At 36.8% G+C, this 18990-nt stretch carries 17 protein-coding genes; 2 read left to right on the forward strand and 15 right to left on the reverse strand.

Annotated elements, in window-relative coordinates; all coding sequences use genetic code 11:
* The first annotated feature begins 8 nt into the window (after positions 1–8).
* Together ACE01N_RS01200 and ACE01N_RS01205 are read left to right on the forward strand one after the other, a co-directional pair.
* Positions 9–983 (forward strand): polyprenyl synthetase family protein, encoded by a 975-nt coding sequence (locus tag ACE01N_RS01200; RefSeq protein ID WP_380584004.1) that lies wholly within the window; start codon positions 9–11, stop codon positions 981–983.
* A 1-nt stretch (position 984) separates the two neighbouring features.
* Positions 985–1296, forward strand: coding sequence for a thioredoxin family protein (locus ACE01N_RS01205; protein ID WP_380584006.1), 312 nt, complete (start codon positions 985–987; stop codon positions 1294–1296).
* A 182-nt stretch (positions 1297–1478) separates the two neighbouring features.
* On the opposite strand, the gene ACE01N_RS01210 is transcribed toward ACE01N_RS01205, so the two are convergent.
* The 15 genes from ACE01N_RS01210 to ACE01N_RS01280 form a co-directional block, all read right to left on the reverse strand.
* A complete protein-coding gene (locus tag ACE01N_RS01210; RefSeq protein ID WP_380584008.1) occupies positions 1479–1775 on the reverse strand; it encodes a GIY-YIG nuclease family protein in 297 nt (98 codons plus the stop codon).
* A 588-nt stretch (positions 1776–2363) separates the two neighbouring features.
* Positions 2364–2687: a nucleotide pyrophosphohydrolase gene (locus tag ACE01N_RS01215; protein WP_380584010.1), complete on the reverse strand. Its 324-nt coding sequence runs from the start codon at positions 2685–2687 to the stop codon at positions 2364–2366.
* 2 nt (positions 2688–2689) lie between these two features.
* Complete coding sequence (gene uvrC / locus ACE01N_RS01220) at positions 2690–4501, reverse strand: excinuclease ABC subunit UvrC (protein WP_380584012.1); 1812 nt, start codon at positions 4499–4501, stop codon at positions 2690–2692.
* 9 nt (positions 4502–4510) lie between these two features.
* On the reverse strand, positions 4511–5035 hold the full coding sequence (locus ACE01N_RS01225) for an adenine phosphoribosyltransferase (protein WP_375727988.1): 525 nt from the start codon (positions 5033–5035) through the stop codon (positions 4511–4513).
* Positions 5036–5077: 42 nt separating this feature from the next.
* Positions 5078–6952 (reverse strand): tRNA uridine-5-carboxymethylaminomethyl(34) synthesis enzyme MnmG, encoded by a 1875-nt coding sequence (gene mnmG / locus ACE01N_RS01230; RefSeq protein ID WP_380584015.1) that lies wholly within the window; start codon positions 6950–6952, stop codon positions 5078–5080.
* A 67-nt stretch (positions 6953–7019) separates the two neighbouring features.
* Positions 7020–7439: an rRNA maturation RNase YbeY gene (gene ybeY / locus ACE01N_RS01235; RefSeq protein WP_380584017.1), complete on the reverse strand. Its 420-nt coding sequence runs from the start codon at positions 7437–7439 to the stop codon at positions 7020–7022.
* 1 nt (position 7440) lies between these two features.
* Positions 7441–8640 carry a murein hydrolase activator EnvC family protein gene (locus ACE01N_RS01240; RefSeq protein WP_380584019.1) on the reverse strand — a complete coding sequence of 400 codons (1200 nt, stop codon included), beginning with the start codon at positions 8638–8640 and terminating at the stop codon, positions 7441–7443.
* On the reverse strand, positions 8637–9446 hold the full coding sequence (lolB1, locus tag ACE01N_RS01245; RefSeq protein ID WP_380584021.1) for a lipoprotein insertase outer membrane protein LolB1: 810 nt from the start codon (positions 9444–9446) through the stop codon (positions 8637–8639). Before lolB1 ends, ACE01N_RS01240 begins: the two co-directional genes overlap by 4 nt.
* Positions 9443–11191 (reverse strand): tetratricopeptide repeat protein, encoded by a 1749-nt coding sequence (locus ACE01N_RS01250; protein ID WP_380584023.1) that lies wholly within the window; start codon positions 11189–11191, stop codon positions 9443–9445. The genes lolB1 and ACE01N_RS01250 overlap by 4 nt, the downstream gene beginning before the upstream one ends.
* Before the next feature lie 4 nt (positions 11192–11195).
* Complete coding sequence (gene dut, locus ACE01N_RS01255) at positions 11196–11630, reverse strand: dUTP diphosphatase (protein WP_380584025.1); 435 nt, start codon at positions 11628–11630, stop codon at positions 11196–11198.
* 149 nt (positions 11631–11779) lie between these two features.
* Positions 11780–13252: a lipopolysaccharide biosynthesis protein gene (locus ACE01N_RS01260; protein WP_380584027.1), complete on the reverse strand. Its 1473-nt coding sequence runs from the start codon at positions 13250–13252 to the stop codon at positions 11780–11782.
* 12 nt (positions 13253–13264) lie between these two features.
* Positions 13265–14287, reverse strand: a complete 1023-nt coding sequence (gene ruvB / locus ACE01N_RS01265; protein ID WP_380584029.1) for a Holliday junction branch migration DNA helicase RuvB — start codon at positions 14285–14287, stop codon at positions 13265–13267.
* A 269-nt stretch (positions 14288–14556) separates the two neighbouring features.
* Entirely contained in the window at positions 14557–15534 is a 978-nt protein-coding gene (gene nadA, locus ACE01N_RS01270; protein ID WP_380584031.1) for a quinolinate synthase NadA, read from the reverse strand.
* Positions 15535–16012: 478 nt separating this feature from the next.
* A complete protein-coding gene (locus ACE01N_RS01275; RefSeq protein WP_380584033.1) occupies positions 16013–17803 on the reverse strand; it encodes a T9SS type A sorting domain-containing protein in 1791 nt (596 codons plus the stop codon).
* 129 nt (positions 17804–17932) lie between these two features.
* Positions 17933–18901 (reverse strand): family 43 glycosylhydrolase, encoded by a 969-nt coding sequence (locus ACE01N_RS01280; protein ID WP_380584035.1) that lies wholly within the window; start codon positions 18899–18901, stop codon positions 17933–17935.
* Positions 18902–18990: the final 89 nt, after the last annotated feature.

Raw genomic sequence — 18990 nt, forward strand, 5'->3', positions numbered from 1 at the left:
CAATCAGGATGGATCAACTCGAAAAAATAAAACAACCGATACAAAAAGATCTGGATGCATTTTCTGAATTCTATAAAGATATCCTCCAGGACAATTACAAACGCATTCAGGCTATTAATAAATATATTCTCAAACAGAGAGGTAAACTTATGAGGCCTACTCTGGTATTTTTAGCTGCACGGTTATTTGCTGAACCCAATATTAATACTACCCGTGCTGCGGCTTCTCTTGAAATGTTGCATAATGCTTCATTGATTCACGATGATGTGATTGATGAAACGCATGAAAGAAGAGGATTATTATCAATCAATGCTATATGGAACAATAAGAATGCCATTTTAATGGGTGATTACCTGCTTTCAACGTCATTAACCCTTTCTGTTGATACCCACAATTACGATTTCCTTTATATCATGTCAGACCTCAGCAAAACACTCAGTAAGGGAGAAATACTGCAAATGGAGAAAACAAAAACCCTTGATATTACAGAGGAAGAATATTACAACATTATCCGGATGAAAACCGCAATTTTATTTTCAAGTTGTGCAAAGGCCGGTGCAATTTCGGTAAATGCTTCCAAAGAGGATATTAAAAAAATTGAAGACATTGGAATGGCATTAGGGATTGCCTTTCAGATCAGAGATGATATTTTTGACTATCAGACCAAGGGAATTATTGGCAAACCGATAGGTAACGATCTGAAAGAGAAGAAAATAACACTTCCATTAATTTATGCATTAAATAAAGCCAATGATCATACAAAAAAACGGATTATTAAAACCATTAAACGATACAATAACAGTACCCGTAAAATGAAGGAAGTCACGCGTTTTGCTGTGCTGGAAGGAGGCATTGAATATGCTGAAAATGCAATCGAGAAAGAGATTTCCAGAGCGCATTCAATTCTTGATACTTATCCGGAGAGTGACATTAAGAGTGCACTGAAAGATTTTATTGACTTTACCGTAAACAGAATAAAATAACATGCCAATCAATATAAAAAATGAGCTGAGAGAACATCCCGCAGTATTTCTCTATTTTAAAAATGAAACGTGTCAACCCTGTAAAGTACTACGCGTAAAAGTTCAGGAACTGCTGGAAGCGAAATATGAAAACATCAGATTTCATGTACTCGACATTGCCGATTATCCGGAATATGTAGCAGAATTCAACGTGCTTTCATCCCCAACAATGTTACTTTTCCTTGATGGTAAAGAATTCTTCAGAGGCGGTATTTATACAAGTATAAGTGAGCTGGACGAAAAATTAAACAGGTTTTATTCGTTAATGTTTTAGAAAATAGCTGTTTAAGAATGGTCACTTCGATACGAATCATAGATTCTACTCAGTGACCGGGTAGATCTTTTCAAAATAAATCTTTGTACTAAAAACATGTAGCTTACTGAGTGCTGCGAAGCAGTGTATCGAAGAAAGCAACGAAGGAATTTTCCATCGACAAACATGCCTAATCTATTAATTCATAATCTTTTATAAAAATATTTCTTTGCCAGTTCTTTGAGCATATTCTTATTACCTTTAATAAGGGCTTCTTTTTTAGCTCTACTCCAACCCTGTATTTGCTTTTCACGAAAAAAGGCATGATCAATGTGATCGTATTCTTCGTAATAAACGAGTATTACAGGTAATCTGGTCATTGTATAATTTGCACCGCACCCGCTTTGATGTTCTTTTATTCGACGTTTAAGATTAATAGTACTACCTGTATAAAAAGTATTATCTGCACAAAGCAGAATATAGGTATAGCCCTTACTCATTATTTGTTTAGTTTTTAGGATGTTATAAATATACGGAAAAGGTTATGGAAAAGAAAACTTTATTAGAATGGTCGCTTCGATACGAATCATAGATTCTACTCAGTGACCGGGTAAATCTTTTCAAAATATATATTTGTAGTAAAAGCTTGCAGCTTACTGAGTGCTGCGAAGCAGTGTATCGAAGGAAGCAATAGAATGGTCGCTTCGATACGAATCATAGATTCTACTCAGTGACCGGGTAGATCACTTTCAAAATAAATCGTTATTGTAAAACTTGCAGCTTACTGAGTGCTGCAGAGAAGTGTATCGAAGGAAGCAACAGAATGGTCGCTTCGATACGAATCATAGATTCTACTCAGTGACCGGGTAGATCCCTTTCAAAATAAATCGTTATTGTAAAAAACATGCAGCTTACTGAGTGCTGCGAAGCAGTGTATCGAAGGAAGCAATAGAATGGTCGCTTCGATACGAATCATAGATTCTACTCAGTGACCGGGTAGATCACTTTCAAAATAAATCGTTATTGTAAAACTTGCAGCTTACTGAGTGCTGCAGAGAAGTGTATCGAAGGAAGCAATACCTTTAAACTCACTTCAACTTCTCATTATTCTTATGACGGTCTTTGTCGCGATTGGTCTTTTTCTCAATATTCCTTTGAATGGCACCTTCCAAATCAACACCGGTTTGATTGGCCAGACATACCAGTACCCACAATACGTCAGCCATCTCATCTTCAAGGTTCAATACTTCTCCGGGTTTGGTTGACTGATCCCCAAATTTTCTGGCCATAACCCTGGCCAGCTCCCCAACCTCCTCTGTTAGGATTGCCATATTTGTCAATTCACTGAAATACCGAACGCCGATTGTATTAATCCATTGATCTACAGATACTTGCAATTCACTTATTTTCATAACTACTTATCTTTCAGTGCATTATATATAATCCGAGACTTAGACTTACCAACCACTTTCTCTAAATCCTGAACTTTTGCTTCCTCAATTTGTTTGAGAGATCCAAATTCCTTTAATAAAATTTCGAGCGTATTTGGACCTATTCCTTTGATTGCTTCCAATTTCGACGAAATAAAATTAGCCGATCTTTTGTTTCTGTGGAAGGTAATTCCAAACCTGTGTGCCTCATCACGCATTTGTTGAATCAGTTTTAAAGTATAAGAATTTTTATCCAGATATAACGGAATACTATCTCCAGGTTTAAAAATCTCTTCCAGTCGTTTAGCAATACCAATAAGCGCAGGTCGCTTATCGAATTGCAATCTATCCAAAGCAGAAACAGCAGCTCCGAGCTGACCCTTTCCTCCGTCAATTACAACAAGCTGTGGTATTTGTTCTCCCTCTTCCAGCAAACGCCTGTACCTTCGGTAAACCACCTCTTCCATCGAAGCAAAATCATTAGGACCTTCTACTGTTTTTATATTAAAGTGCCGGTAGTCCTTTTTTGAAGGTTTTCCATTTTTAAAAACCACACAAGCAGCAACCGGGTTTGTTCCCTGTAAATTGGAATTATCAAAACATTCCAGATGAACCGGAAGGTGGTCCAAATGCAAATCTGTTTGTACCATTTTCAACTTTTCAACAACGTTTTGCGATTTGTCCAGTTGCTGTTTTTGCTTTAATTTATCTGCCCTGTAATATTTCAAATTCCTTTCGGATAGTTCCAACAAGCTCCTTTTATCTCCCTTTTGTGGAACAGTAAACTTAATATCCTCCAGTTCCATGCTTAGGTTAAAAGGTACAATTAATTCCTTAGACGTACTATGAAATCGTTGGCGTATATCAAAAAGTGCGGTTAATAAAAGATCCTCTTTATCTTCTTCTACCCGTTTTTTAATTTCCATGGTATGGGCCTGGATAACACTTCCGTCTACCACTTTAATAAAATTGACGTATGCTTCTTTTTCATCATCGATGATAGAGAATACATCTACATTTGAAATTTTAGGATTAACGATAGCAGATTTACTCTGATATTTTTCAATGATTTCGAGTCGCTGACGATAGGTTTCGGCTAACTCAAATTCTAGTTTTTGTGCAGCCTCTGTCATCAAATCCTTTAAATAATGCTTTACTCCAGAAATATTTCCTTTCAGAATTTGCCGGATATGATCTATATTTTCTTCATATTCTCTCCTTTCCTGATAACCGACACAGGGTGCTTTGCAATTACCTATATGATATTCGAGACAGGTTTTAAATTTTCCGGCTTTGATATTTTTTTCAGTTAAGCTTAAATTACAGGTGCGCAGTTTATACAATTGTCGGATCAGACCCAAGATGGTATTAACCATATGTACGGATGTATATGGCCCGAAATATTCGGAACCATCTTTTATAATTTTACGGGTTTTAAAGATGCGCGGAAAGGGTTCATTTTTAATGCATATCCAGGGATAGGTTTTATCATCTTTCAGCATTACATTATATCGCGGCTGATTCTCCTTTATCAAATTATTTTCCAATAAAAGGGCATCCTGTTCGGTATCAACCACGATATGTTTTATGGAGTGAATTTTTCTTACAAGAATAGAAGTCTTGGCAGAATCATGTGTTTTGGTAAAATAGGAACTGACTCTTTTCTTTAAATTTTTGGCTTTACCAACATAAATTAATTTACCTTCCTTATCATAATACTGATAGACACCTGGTTTTCCCGGAAGGTTTAAAACCTGTTTTTTCAGATCATCTTTATGTTGGTTTTCACCTTTCACGGTTCAATATTAAAACTGAATTAAAGAGAAAACGTCGCTTTTGTCCTTTAGTTTTTCAATGCCGTTTAATGCGAGTAATTCAACAATAAAACTTACATAAAGCCCCTGCGGGTTGAAGCGATTTACAAGTTTTATTGCTGCTTCCATGGTTCCTCCTGTTGCCAGCAAATCATCATGCAGTAAAACGATGTCATCTTCCTCCAGTGCGTCTTTATGAATTTCTATCTTGTCAGTACCATATTCCAGATCGTAATGTTCGCTGAAAACATCGGAAGGTAATTTACCTGGTTTACGGATCGGAACAAAAGCTGCTCCCAGTTTATACGCAATAACAGGTCCCAAAAAATAACCTCTCGATTCTACACCTACAACCTTTGTTATACCACTATCCTTATATTTATCCACGAATAATTCTACAGTTGCAGCAAACAATTTTGCATCCTTAAACAAAGTAGTTAAATCTTTAAATACAATTCCTTTTTTAGGAAAGTCATAGACATCACGAATCGATGCTTTGATCTGTTCAATTTTCATTATTATAATTTTTATCGAATTGTTCCACGTGGAACACAAATTTTAACGACCCATTAATACCAATAAAACATTAATATCGGAAGGTGAAACTCCCGAAATCCTACTGGCCTGTCCAATTGTTTCGGGATTAATTTTAGTCAGTTTCTGCCTTGCTTCGGTAGACAAATTTAAAAGATCATTATAGTTGAATTTATCCTTAATTTTAATATTTTCAAGACGGCTTAACTTATCAGCGATAACTTTTTCTCTATTTATATAACCTTCATATTTAATCAGAATTTCTGCGGCCTCAACAATTTCTTCCTTTCTATTTGGAATATGATCAATAAGTTCCTTAAACTTCGGAACCATTTCAGCAAGATCCTTAAATGAAACCTGTGGACGCAAAGCTACATCTTTTAACTTTACGCCTTGTTTTAAAGGAGCTGTTCCCAACGCTTCGAGCTTATCATTAATCTTATCCTTTTTTACCGAATAGTTATTCACAAAATCAATAACTTTATCCCTCCACTCAAGTTTTTCATCCAGAAGATCCTTCCGATGCTTTGTAGCCAGTCCTAAGTCATATGCCAAAGGTGTCAACCTTACATCCGCATCGTCCTGCCGTAATAAAATACGATATTCCGCACGCGATGTAAACATACGATATGGTTCATCCACTCCTTTGTTCACCAGGTCATCAATCAGCACTCCGATGTAAGCCTGATCACGGTTCAAAACAAACTCCTTATCTCCATGAACCCTGAGATGTGCATTTATTCCTGCAATAATACCCTGAGCACCGGCCTCCTCATACCCTGTTGTTCCGTTAATCTGACCCGCAAAATACAGATTATCAACGAGTTTTGTTTCCAAAGTATGTTTTAGCTGTGTCGGATCAAAAAAGTCATACTCAATGGCATAACCAGGACGGTAAATCTTAGCATTTTCGAATCCAGGTATCATTCTAAGAGACTGATACTGAACATCTAAAGATAATGACGAACTAAATCCATTCAGATAATATTCCTGCGTATTTTCGCCTTCCGGTTCCAAAAACAACTGATGTCTGTCCTTTTCTTCAAACGTTACAATCTTTGTTTCAATACTTGGACAATACCGCGGCCCTATACTTTTAATGGTACCATTGTAAAGCGGAGAATCCTTAAGTCCCTGCCGCAACGATTCGTGAACGTCTCCATTGGTATGAGCAATATAACAATTCCGTTGCTTTAGTCTTCTCAGTTCATGATCAAGATACGAAAACTTATGAAAATCATTTTCACCTTCCTGAGGTATTAATTTCGAAAAATCAATTGTTCTCCCGTCAATTCTCACCGGGGTTCCGGTTTTCATACGTCCGGTAACAAATCCGAAATCAGAAAGCTGATCTGACAAATGATACGAAGCGGGTTCCGACACACGACCTCCTCCAATTTGTACCCTACCGATATGCATCAATCCGTTCAAGAAAGTACCATTAGTCAGTATAACACATTTAGCCCTGAACTCAACATTCAACGCCGTTCTGACTCCAATAACCGTATTTCCTTTAAATATTAATTGCTTCACCGTATCCTGCCACAAATCCAGATTATCCGTATTTTCCAGAATATTACGCCAGCGCTCTATAAACCTGAACCTGTCACTTTGCGCACGCGGACTCCACATAGCAGGACCCTTGGAACGATTTAGCATTCTGAATTGAATAGCTGTGTCATCCGTTACAATTCCTGCCTGTCCACCCAGTGCATCAATTTCCCTTACGATCTGCCCTTTTGCAATTCCTCCCATGGCCGGATTACAACTCATCTGTGCAATCTTATTCATATCCATGGTTATGAGCACAGTTTTTGAGCCTAAATTGGCTGCTGCTGCTGCTGCCTCACAACCGGAATGTCCGGCGCCAACCACAATAATATCGTAATCAAATCTCATTATTAATAAATTTCAATGCAAAAATAATAAATCAGAGGTTTAACCTGCCAATTCCGTAAGATATATACTAGCAAGCTAAGTGGGAAAGTGCAAGATTCTCCTGCTTTGTCATCTCATTTTTATCCGCTTCAGTTTTATCCTTATATCCACAGAGATGTAACACGCCGTGTATAATTACCCGAAAAAGCTCATTCTTTTCGTTTTTAGCGAATTTCATCTCATTAAACCTAATCATATCCACTGATATAAAAACATCCCCGGAAACAAGCTTATTTTCGCTATAATCGAATGTTATAACATCAGTGTAGTAATCATGGTTCAAATATTGCCTGTTAATATTCAGTAAATAGGCATCGGAACAAAAGATGACTGAAATGTTCCACGTGGAAAGTCCTTTTGATCTAATCGTAAAGTCAATCCAATCCGCAATGCACTCCTGATCGAACTCAGGCATCGCTACATCTTCAGAAAAAAAATTGATTTCCATTTTAACGAGCTATCCAATATTCCGGATTATTAATTTGAGATCCCTTGTAAACCTCAAAATGCAATACAGTTTTATTCTTAGCATCGTCACTGTAAATTCTTCCAATTTTCTCTTTGGTATCAACCTTATCTCCTTTTTTTACATACAATTCAACTAAGTTAGCATATAAAGTTAAATATTGACCATGTCTTACAATTATACACAGAGTATTGTCCGGAGAAACACCTACATAAGTGACTTCTCCTTTAAACACTGAACGTGCAACAGAACCTTCATCCGTTTGAATATCAATACCAGGATTCATTTCAGTAACACTCTTTACTAAAGCATGCTTATGAGTGCCATATTTAGAAATTATTATTCCTTGCTCCACAGGCCAAGGTAGTTTTCCACGATTCTTATCAAACTGATCAGAAACCAATTGCTCCTCAGGAGTCAGAGAAAACTTACCCGGTGAAGTATTCGATTTACCCTTATTAGACTCCCTTATTTGTTCATCTATAATCTTTTTAATAAAGGCATTGAGTTCATCCATTTTCTTTTGATTTTGAACTAATTGCCTTTTCAAATTTCTTTCCTTAGATTTTAAATCCTTAACATAAACATCCTGCTTATTTTGTTCCTGCTGCAAATTATATTGTTCTTTGGTTTTTGAATCCAGTAAACTCAATTTATCTTCGCGCTTCTCCTCGACTTCCCTTAATTCCTTTTCCAGATCCTTTTGCATTGCCAGCAATAATTCACTTTGCTGCTTTCTGAAATTACTGAACTCATGCAGGTATCTTATTCGTCTGTAAACCTCACCCAAATCCTTGCCGGAAAACACATACATTAACCTGTTCTGAGCATTACGGGTCTTCCATGTATGATAAATCGCACTTTCATATTCCTTCTTTAACTTCGCAATTTCACTTTCCAGATTTGATATATTATTTCTTTTATCAACAATATCATTGTCAATAAGTTGTATTTCCTTATTAATGCCACTAATGAGTTGCTTCCTGTTATCTATCTGCTTTCCAATAATTGTTATTTTATTCAGCGAAGATCGGGTATCCTTCTGCGTTTTTTCCAATAATTTATTGGTATATTCTATATCCTTCTCCGTTTTCTCTCGTTGCTTTTTTAATTCCTCAAGAGTCTGTGAAAAAGCAGATAAATGCAAAACAGCCAGGAAAAGTATTATAACAGATTTTTTCATTTATAATTAACTCTGGTGTATTTATCAGATATGCTAAATGGAAAATTTAAAGTTTTATTCAGTTCAGCATTTTTAAAGCTGAGTTCAAGTTTATCAATGGTATTTCCCCTTATAAACGTTATATTCAGTTCGTTTGGTATAAAAGACACATCATTCTTTTCAAAATAGGAACCATAATGAATATCTAATGATGAACCTCCCGCAAAGTCTGTAACCAATATACGCTTAATCTTCAGATTCTTAGCATAAAAATATTCAATCCCAAAATTAGACTTTTCTACGGGAATATAATACTCAACTGAATAAAAATCGTTTGTTTCCCTGAATTTACGCGGCACAATTTCAGAATTATCAAAAAATGGATCGTAACCAAGTAAGAAAGATTGTACTAAATTGAAATCAGCCGGCAATCCGTACTTTTGGTTTAGGCCGTATAATCCATCTAAAAAATAGGTTTTGTAATACCTGTCTATAAAGCCAGCAGAATCCCGGTCAAGTCTTAAACGAAATAATTCTATTCCCATTAGCGGAGAAACCGAAACCATAAGCACGCTATCGTGCTTCAAACGTATAAAACCCTTAAAGTTTTTCTTTTCTTCTGATCCTGAATAATTAGCTGTGAACTTTGATATTTCAAGTGTTTTAAAAGAATGATCGGAAGTGGTTTCAATGAGCCTGATAAATTTCTTTTCATTTAGCCCGGAATATATATCACCAGTAACAACTGACTTTCTTGTCACCGAACATGAAACAAGTACAACTATCAGAAATCCGGATGCTATATGTAAGCTTATTCTGTTCTTCACAAATTGACCAATTCACCAGATTCAATTTTTTTATCCAGTTCAGACGAATCGTATCCGGCAGCTTTTGCTTTTTTCCACCATTCCAGTGCCTTTTCCTTATCACCCGATTTAAAGAGAATATCACCATAATGTTCGAATACCTCACCATTATCCTGATCGAGTTTATCAATGGCCTGTTCAATAAAATATTTTGCCATGGTGTAATTTCCCTTCTTGTAATAAACCCAGGCGTAGGTATCAAGATAAGTACTGTTCTTGGGTTCCAGTTCAACACATTTAGAACTCATTTCAAGTGCTTTATCCAAATCGTGTCCTTCCAATGAAAGATAATAACTGTAATTATTCAATACCAGCAGATTATGATCATCCAGTTGAAGTGCTTTATCATAATACTCAAACGCGTTTTTACTTTCGCCAAGTTTATAATATGCATCCCCAATATTTGAATAAAACTGCCCTTTCATATCTTTATTATCATCAGGACTATATACAGCGCCCTTTAAAAATGAATTCAGTGCTGTTTTATAATCTTCCTCCTGAAAAGCAGCTATGCCCTTGTACATGTAAGCCTGTGGCATGGCAGGTTGTGCATCAATAGCATGATCGGCCATTTCAATAACTTTTTTCCAGTCCTGATCATCCATATAAAATCCGGCAATTTGTAACCATGTTTCATATCGTGACGGATCAAGTTCTACCACCTGTTTAAATTGCTCAAGTGCATCCTCCTTCTGATTCTGGCTCAATAAAAAGTTGCCGTAATAGTAATGCAGATCAGGTTCATTAGGATGTTTATCGAGCATGACATTTACCAGACTTACAAGATTTTCTGTTTTGGTAGAGTCCTTGGTAGTCTGCATCATATACTGAACCAAAATACGCAGTTTATTCTCAAATGGAATGGAATTACTTTCAAAAGCTTTCACTAACTCCTGCTGTGATTTTTCCGGCTCCTTGAGAATATCATAATAACCAGCTAACGACATATGAACAGGACCGTAATCCGGATCAATAGCAATAGCCTTATTATATTCCTTCAACGCTTTCTTATATTCCTTACCATCAATGTATGCATCACCCAATAACACATGGTACCGTGGTTGATTAGGATACTCATTTTTAAGGTTTTCAATTTCACTAATTGCCCCTTTAAGATCATTTGCCTGCAGGTACAAATTATGTTTTTCAAGTGAGATAGGTTCACTTATTCCATCCTGCTGCTCTATTTTATCATACACGGTGATGGCATCCTTAAATCGTTTTTGTTGCGTGAACAACGCCGCCAGATGATATTGATATTCCTGTTTATTGGAAAATTTCTGAGTTAAAATCTGATACTGCAGTATGGCATTATCGTAATCCTTGTTTTGCTCATACAAACCGGCAAGATAATATCTGTACCATTCGTTCTCCGGATTATAATCTGCAGCTATCTTAATATTTTTAATAGCATTAGTGATGTCCTGCGATGCCAGATACAATTTACCTAATTCAAAATATGTGGCTGCACTTTTAGGATCAAGTTGAAGACACTGACTAAACATTTTCGCAGCCCGCTCCAGATCACCATCTAGTTTAAACCGGTTACCTTCAATAAAAAAATAATCAAACTTTCTTTGATTCTCATCTGAAAGATTCGTTTGATAACTTTTTGATTTAGTGACTACCGGAACATGTTCACTTGTTTTACATGATGCCAGTAAAAGTGTCAGCAAAACGGCATAAATACTTATTTTCTTAATCATTTTTTTAATGTTTTCCGGTGTGACCAAAACCTCCTGCTCCTCTCTCTGTTTCCTCCAGAAGTTCAACTTCGTGCCAGTCCACCGTTTCGTGTTTTGCAATAACCATCTGACAGATCCGTTCTCCATCGTTGACCACGAATGGTTCATTCGAAAGGTTTACAAGAATAACGCCAATCTCTCCACGGTAATCCGCATCAATGGTTCCGGGGGTATTTAATACCGTAATACCCTTTTTGTAAGCCAGTCCGCTTCTGGGCCGTATTTGTGCCTCGTAACCTTCCGGCAATTCTATAAATAAACCTGTTTTAACCAGTGCTCTATCCAGCGGATTTAAGGTAATCGGTTCATCAATGTTAGCTCTTAAATCCATACCTGCCGATAGAACTGTGCTGTAAGCAGGTAAATCGTGCTTCGATTTGTTGACAATTTTTACAATCATACTTTAAAGATTCAAGACACGAGACACAAGATGCAAGACAAGTCTTTAATCTTATATCCTTTATCCCATATCTGATTATAGTCTGCTAAAATAGTATTTTCAAATTCTTGTAAACTGCTTTACATAAAACGTTTAACCATTTATAACACTTAATGTTTGAATAGTTTAAATAATTTTTCTTTTCGAAGGATATATATTAAATAACCTAAAAGCAATACACCACTAAGGGCGTATTTAATGTTACCCAGTGGTTCAATCAGCTTAATATCGATGACATATAATAATCCGCCAATAAGGATATGCATAAATATTTTTTTGAGCTCATACTTAACAGGATAATATTTCTGCATTAAAAAATATGAAATAACAACCATGCTGAAATAGCAGATGAAATTTGCCCATGCTGATGCTATATACCCATATTTGGGTACAAATATAATATTGATTCCAAGGGTTATAACAGATCCTAAAATAGCCAGCCATGCCCCAAAAATAGTCTTATCCGTCAGTTTATACCACAACGATAAATTAAAGAAGATACCGAACATTAAATTCGCGGTCAACACTATTGGTACAACCTTTAAACCCGAATGATAGGATGAACTGATAAAATATTTTACAATATCAATGTAAAACATCACACCCAGAAAAATAAAAATGCCGAGAATGATAAAATACTTCATGACATCTGCATACTCCCTGGTTGAATTGGATTCCTGTTTATGTTTAAATATAAACGGTTCAAACGCATAACGAAAGCCTTGCGTGAACATGACCATAATTACGGCTATTTTATAATTAGCACCGTATATACCCAGCTGAGTTCTTGCATTTTCAGTTCCATCAATTAAAAAAGGATATAAAATTTTATCTCCGGATTGATTGATGATTCCTGCAATACCCACAATGAGAATTGGCCAGGAATATTTCAACATGCGCTTCAATAAACTGAAATCAAAATCGAACTTAGCCTTAATAATTTCAGGCAACAGCATAATCAATACGATACCCGAAGAAAACAGGTTACTGACAAATACATATTTGACTCCATAATCAGGATTATACAATGACGATATTAATCCGTCAGGATTACTTTTATGCCAGGCCGGTAAAATAATGAAAAAGAAAAGGTTAAAAAATATATTCACACCTACCAAAACAATTTTAACAAAAGCAAAACGAAGTGGTCTGTTGGTATAACGCAACCTGGCAAAAGGAATGGCCGTAAAGGCATCCATGGCAACTATAATGCCAAGCATAATTAAAATATCCTTATAATTTCTGTATTCCAGAAATACTGATATAGGCTGAATAAAAAGAACAATGATTAAAATAAATAAAAGGCTCGTAAAACCAAGGGATAAAATACTTGTACTGTAAACTTTTGCTTCTCCTTCCTGCTTATTGGAAAACCTGAAAAAACCTGTTTCCATGCCATAAGTGAGAATTACCAGCAGAAGAGCAGTCCAGGCATAGAGGTTGATTACAATACCATAATCAGCCTGATTTTCAAGTTTATAAGTGTATAAAGGTACAAGTAACCAGTTTAAAATACGTGTAAATATGGTTGTTCCGCCATAAATGACCGTATCTTTTGCCAGTTGTTTTATCTTATTTGCCAATGCAAAATGAAATTAAAATAACACATTATCACCTGGATTAAATCTGCTTTTTCCAAGGTGTTTATAGGCAAGTTCAGTCACCTCTCTACCACGTGGCGTGCGTTTAATAAACCCCTCCTTAATCAGAAACGGTTCATAAACCTCTTCAATGGTTCCGCTATCCTCTCCTACTGCAGTAGCTATGGTATTTAATCCGACCGGCCCGCCTTTAAATTTATCGATTATGGTGGTCAGAATTTTATTATCCATTTCATCCAGACCATGTTTATCAATATTTAAAGCTTCCAGGGCATATTTTGTGATCTCTAAATCAATGGAACCGTCTCCCTGAACCTGGGCAAAATCCCTTACGCGACGAAGTAAGGCATTGACAATTCTTGGTGTACCACGACTGCGTCCTGCAATTTCATGGGCTGCATCATTCTTTATTTCAACATTCAAAATTCCGGCAGACCGTTTAACGATGTGACTTAAAATCTCTGAATCATAGTACTCCAGGTGGCAGTTAATACCAAATCGCGCTCTTAGCGGACTGGTTAATAATCCGGACCTGGTTGTTGCACCAATCAATGTAAAGGGATTCAGATCAATCTGAATAGAGCGTGCACTTGGCCCTTTATCAATCATAATATCGATGCGGTAATCCTCCATGGCTGAATAAAGATACTCTTCAACTACGGGACTTAAACGATGAATCTCATCGATGAATAACACATCATTGGGTTCAAGATTTGTTAATAAACCCGCCAGATCACCTGGTTTATCGAGAACAGGACCTGAAGTCAGTTTAAACCCAACACCAAGTTCATTGGCAATGATATTGGATAAGGTGGTTTTTCCCAGTCCCGGAGGTCCATGCAACAGTACATGATCCAGGGCTTCTTCCCGTTGTTTGGCGGCCAATACAAAGACCTGCAGATTACTGACAATTTTCTTCTGACCTTCGAAATCGTCGAAAATTAAAGGCCTCAGTCTATTATCAATATCCCCTTCCCGTTCTGAATTACTTAAATCCCTGATATCAATATTGTCCATGGAAAATGGTTTGCCTCAAAAATAGTAATAAAAAAGATTTAAGACATAAGATGCAAGACACAAGATATTTTTTATTAATAACGATTAATGAACAATTGAGCCTGCCTGAATATAAATTATGACAGTCAAATTTTTCCTTATCAGGTATCAGGAATCAAGTATCACGATTTTACCTACTCTCCTTTTATCATTGAAAAAGGAAATGCATTTAGCATGAACAAGTAGAACTTTTCTGTCTTGATTCTTGTGTCTTGTGTCCTGATTCTAATTTATAATCCCAGTTTTTCTGAAATTTCAAGCATTTTAAGAATGGGCTTTTCAGCTTTCCTTCGTAATTCTTCATCCAGCGTTATTTCCGGAAGTTCGTACTTCAGACAGTTATATAATTTTTCCATGGTATTCACCCGCATAAAATTACATTCATTGCAGGCACAGGTTGAATCGTTTGGAGGTGCCGGAATGAATTCCTTGGCGGGACTTTTTTTCCGCATCTCATGCAGAATACCGGATTCCGTTGCCACAATAAATCTGTTCTTTGGTGATTGTGCAGAATATTTTAAAAGAGATGAAGTGGAACCAATATGATCCGCAACAGTCAGCACAACTTTTTTACATTCCGGATGAGCCAGAATTTCCGCATCCGGGTAGTCCTTTTTCAGATCCAGAATCCGTTCAAGAGAAAACTGCTCGTGTACGTGACATGCTCCATCCCATAATACCATATTTCGTCCGGTAACACTGTTAATATAATTACCAAGGTTACGATCGGGACCAAAAATGATCTTCTGATCTTCGGGAAAGCTCTCCACAATTTGCTTCGCATTGGTTGAGGTCACAACCACATCGGTCAGTGCTTTTATCTCAGCCGTCGTGTTCACATACGAAATAACAACATGATCAGGTCGTTCTTTTACAAATTTTTCAAAATCTACCGCATTACAGGATTCGGCCAGGGAACATCCTGCATTCAAATCCGGAAGAATCACTTTTTTATCGGGACAAAGGATCTTGGCGGTTTCTGCCATGAAATGTACACCGCACAACACAATGATATCAGCTTCTGTTTTTGAGGCCCATTGTGCCAGTGCCAGACTGTCTCCCACAAAATCTGCAATCTCCTGAATCTCGTCCCGCTGGTAGAAATGCCCCATGATAACCGCATTCTTTTCTTTTTTCAGTTTTTCTATTTCTGCAGCCAGGTTCAAATTTTTTTCGACGGGTGCGTCTACAAATCCTTTTTCCAACATACAATATATATTAATAGATATAATTTAAAAATAATATGATTATTATAATAGCTTGTTAATAGCGTTGAAAAATAAATGTAATATCTGTTGCATATATCGTTATTATCATCCTGTAAAAATTGAAATAACACGCTATTGACAACATTAAAGATTTAAATAAGTTGAATATCAATACATATCAACTGTTATTCACAATCTGTTAATTACCGGCAAAGTTAAAAAATAATGGCGCTGTTAACCCTTAAAAAATGTTGAAATTGGATGGATAATTTACCTCGTAAAAAAGAATAACTATGCTTTGATAATTGTAATATTTTGTTAATTGATGTTACAAAGTTTAAATGCAACAGATAGTATTTAAAAAGTATGGAATAAAAATCAACAGTTATTAACAAGGGTGTTAACAAGGAATGTTGGTGAGAGATAATTAATGTAATTTATATTTAAATCACTTATATTCATAATATTAACAGTATGATCAATCCTTTGTAAATATTTTCCGGAAATACGATTCTGTAGAATGAAGCGATAGCACATAGGTTCCGGTTGGAAGATCATTAAGATTACAGGAAAAACTTGTAATATTTTCAAACACAGATTCATATTGTTTTACCAATCGACCATTTAAATCCAGAATTTTAATAAGGTAGTTTTGGTTTACCGGCTGATTGAAACTGAGAATCAGAGTTTGATCATTTTTATCGTAATGAAATTGCAGTGGCTGTTTATTTTGGTCCGGGTTATTTAGAGCTGTTGTATTCTGAATGGTCAGGTTAAACGTTTCGGTTGAAAGTTTTTCCGTAGAACTGCAAGTTATTATAAGTACAACATTTTGTGTTTCGGTAGAAGTTAATGTATAATTCCAGTCCGTCAGGTTTTCGTTTTTTGATTGTACAACCTGACCATTAATTAATAAGTCAATGTGATCAATTGCCCGCATAAATCCGCTTGTATCAAGATTGAAGTTAACAGGTTGTGCTACATGATAAGGTTCAGGTGTTTCAACCGTAAGGTTTAACAGTGGATCTTTTCGGATCATAAAATCCAGGTTCCATTCATCGGCATTAAATGGCTGCACGGTTTGCTGATATTGCGGATAACCGCCTACTTCGGTTTCATAATTTATAATTTTACCTTCCCGGTTTATCAAATCATTAATGATACGAATATCTACAGAATCGCGCATCCAGGGTGTTGCGCCGGCATTGTGAATCACATTTGCCTCAACGTCATCAACAGAAAGCACAGCTATATTGTCGTTCCACACAGGTATTTCAGTTACAATATTTGCAGCATCGCCGGTATAAAAGGTTGCATTACCTCCATTTATATTAAGGGCCTTATTATTGTTCATATAAATTTTGCAAGGTCCGGCATGAACCTTCATAAATGGCGTATTCAATGAACTGATTCCAAGTTGCATATAATTTCCTATAATGGACATTTCTCCCGATTGCCATTCATAGCCTTCCCATTCAGCAGCGTTCAATGCATAATGAATGGCTTCTTTACCCGGATCGTAAATCATATTATTAAGGATTACACCCCTTGCTCCGCCTTTAAAAAGAGGATTTCTGGAATTATTATGGGCATACAAATTTTTCAGAATGGCAATATTGGTGGCATTGTCATGAATAAGTGATCCCATGGAATGCAACCCTTTGGTGTGGGTGGCATAAGCCAGGGCTTCAGCAATTATGCAGTTACTGATGGTAACATCATGCGAGGTATTGTTGCGCCAGTCATCCGGTGTATCTCCTTCAAAACGCGGACCCGATGCCGAACAGTTTTCATCCACAGCCCAGGAAAAAGAACAATGGTCAATGATAACAAAACTCCCGCTAACGGTTGACAAGCCATCCGGTTCCCATCCTGTATTTTTACCTGCTGCACCGGGTCTGATCCGAATATGCTGAAGGATGACATCGTGTGTAGCGATGTTTGTCTGGCCATTAATGATCGTAATTCCGGGATAAGGCGCTGTTTGTCCTGCGATGGTCAGAAATGGATTTTTAATGCTGATATTCTGTGCATTCAAATCAATAACTCCGCCAACTTCAAAAACCACAATTCTTGGGAATGATGCCAAAACAGCTTCACGAAACGATCCGGGACCACTGCTGTTCAGATTGGTGACTCTGATAATTTCACCACCTTGTCCGCCCTGAGTTGCATTAGCCCAGCCTTCAACACCATAAAAAGATGCCTGTTGTGCAATTGTGATTTGTATTGATAACCATGCCAGTACGATATATGGGATAAGTTTCATCGATGCATTTAAAATTATAAATGTAACTAAAATCATTCATTCGTCAATTGACGGATACCTTCTTTTGCTTCGATATGGCCCGATATCTCAGATTAATCAGCAATCAAATGGAGGACTTCTTTAACAAGTTTATTGAGGAACCGCATCAACACCATCATCCGTTGGAATCACTTTCTGAATGGTTCCGTCTTCTTTGTAATACAGGTAATCTACATTAATGGACCGTCTGTATCCTTTGTATTTCATATCGGGTGAATCTTTTGAGGTCCGTTTTAAAAACAGATCAGAATCATGATAAAACAGGTACCACTGTCCCTTGAATTCCACAATGGAATGGTGATTGGTACCACTGCTGACTTCATCTAAAATTACTCCCTGATAGGTATACGGGCCCAAAACATTTTTTGACGTGGCATACACAATTTGCGGTCCGGTAACGCCCTTTTCTCCCCAGGTGGAATAGGAGAGGTAATACGTTCCGTTGTATTTATGCACCCATACAGCTTCGAAAAAATCTTTGGCTCCTTTCACCTGTTGAACCGGACCATTATAAGTGATCATGTCATCGTTAAGTTTCACTACATTAATATCCAGCTGTCCGAAAAAAAGATAGGGTGCGCCATCGTCATCCAAAAATATACAGGGATCAATAAAATCACGTTTGTTCACCACACCCGGACTATCTTTGGTTACCAGTGGTTTTCCCAATGCATCTTTAAACGGACCTTCAGGCGAATTACTTACGGCTACACCAATTTTGGATTCATCTGTTGGAAAGTAGAAATAGTATTTGCCGTTTTTGTATGCACAATCCGGTGCCCAGGCTTTTTCATTTGCCCACGAAACGGAATCAAGTTGCAATGCTACGCCATGATTGGTCCAGTCTTTCAGGTTTTCAGAAGAATAGACATGATAATCGATCATATCGAAGGTTTTACTGTCATCCCTGTCATGTGAAGGATACACATACATGCGTCCTTTAAATACATGTGCTGATGGATCGGCAGTATATTGTTTGGTGATGAATGGATTTTGAGCAGATATAACACAAACGCCGGATAAAAGCAGGATTAAAAACAGAAATAGAGATTTATTCATAATGGTAAAATTGATCTGCTAAATTACAGAATATTCCCAACGTTTTCAATGGTTGTAAAGACGCGATTAATCGCGTCTCTACTTTCCTG

The organism is Quyinboa ferrireducens, from assembly GCF_042436675.1.
GTDB lineage: Bacteria > Bacteroidota > Bacteroidia > Bacteroidales > UBA5342 > JBHJHP01.

Excerpts from the sequence above, each read along its gene's own strand:
- ACE01N_RS01200 (WP_380584004.1), top strand. The coding sequence starts at position 9 with ATGGATCAACTCGAAAAAATAAAACAACCGATACAAAAAGATCTGGAT.
- ybeY (WP_380584017.1), bottom strand. The coding sequence starts at position 7,439 with ATGGAAATCAATTTTTTTTCTGAAGATGTAGCGATGCCTGAGTTCGAT.
- ACE01N_RS01240 (WP_380584019.1), bottom strand. The coding sequence starts at position 8,640 with ATGAAAAAATCTGTTATAATACTTTTCCTGGCTGTTTTGCATTTATCT.
- ACE01N_RS01275 (WP_380584033.1), bottom strand. The coding sequence starts at position 17,803 with ATGAAACTTATCCCATATATCGTACTGGCATGGTTATCAATACAAATC.
- ACE01N_RS01250 (WP_380584023.1), bottom strand. The coding sequence starts at position 11,191 with ATGATTAAGAAAATAAGTATTTATGCCGTTTTGCTGACACTTTTACTG.
- mnmG (WP_380584015.1), bottom strand. The coding sequence starts at position 6,952 with ATGAGATTTGATTACGATATTATTGTGGTTGGCGCCGGACATTCCGGT.
- dut (WP_380584025.1), bottom strand. The coding sequence starts at position 11,630 with ATGATTGTAAAAATTGTCAACAAATCGAAGCACGATTTACCTGCTTAC.
- ACE01N_RS01210 (WP_380584008.1), bottom strand. The coding sequence starts at position 1,775 with ATGAGTAAGGGCTATACCTATATTCTGCTTTGTGCAGATAATACTTTT.
- ACE01N_RS01205 (WP_380584006.1), top strand. The coding sequence starts at position 985 with ATGCCAATCAATATAAAAAATGAGCTGAGAGAACATCCCGCAGTATTT.
- nadA (WP_380584031.1), bottom strand. The coding sequence starts at position 15,534 with ATGTTGGAAAAAGGATTTGTAGACGCACCCGTCGAAAAAAATTTGAAC.
- ACE01N_RS01280 (WP_380584035.1), bottom strand. The coding sequence starts at position 18,901 with ATGAATAAATCTCTATTTCTGTTTTTAATCCTGCTTTTATCCGGCGTT.
- ACE01N_RS01215 (WP_380584010.1), bottom strand. The coding sequence starts at position 2,687 with ATGAAAATAAGTGAATTGCAAGTATCTGTAGATCAATGGATTAATACA.
- ruvB (WP_380584029.1), bottom strand. The coding sequence starts at position 14,287 with ATGGACAATATTGATATCAGGGATTTAAGTAATTCAGAACGGGAAGGG.
- ACE01N_RS01225 (WP_375727988.1), bottom strand. The coding sequence starts at position 5,035 with ATGAAAATTGAACAGATCAAAGCATCGATTCGTGATGTCTATGACTTT.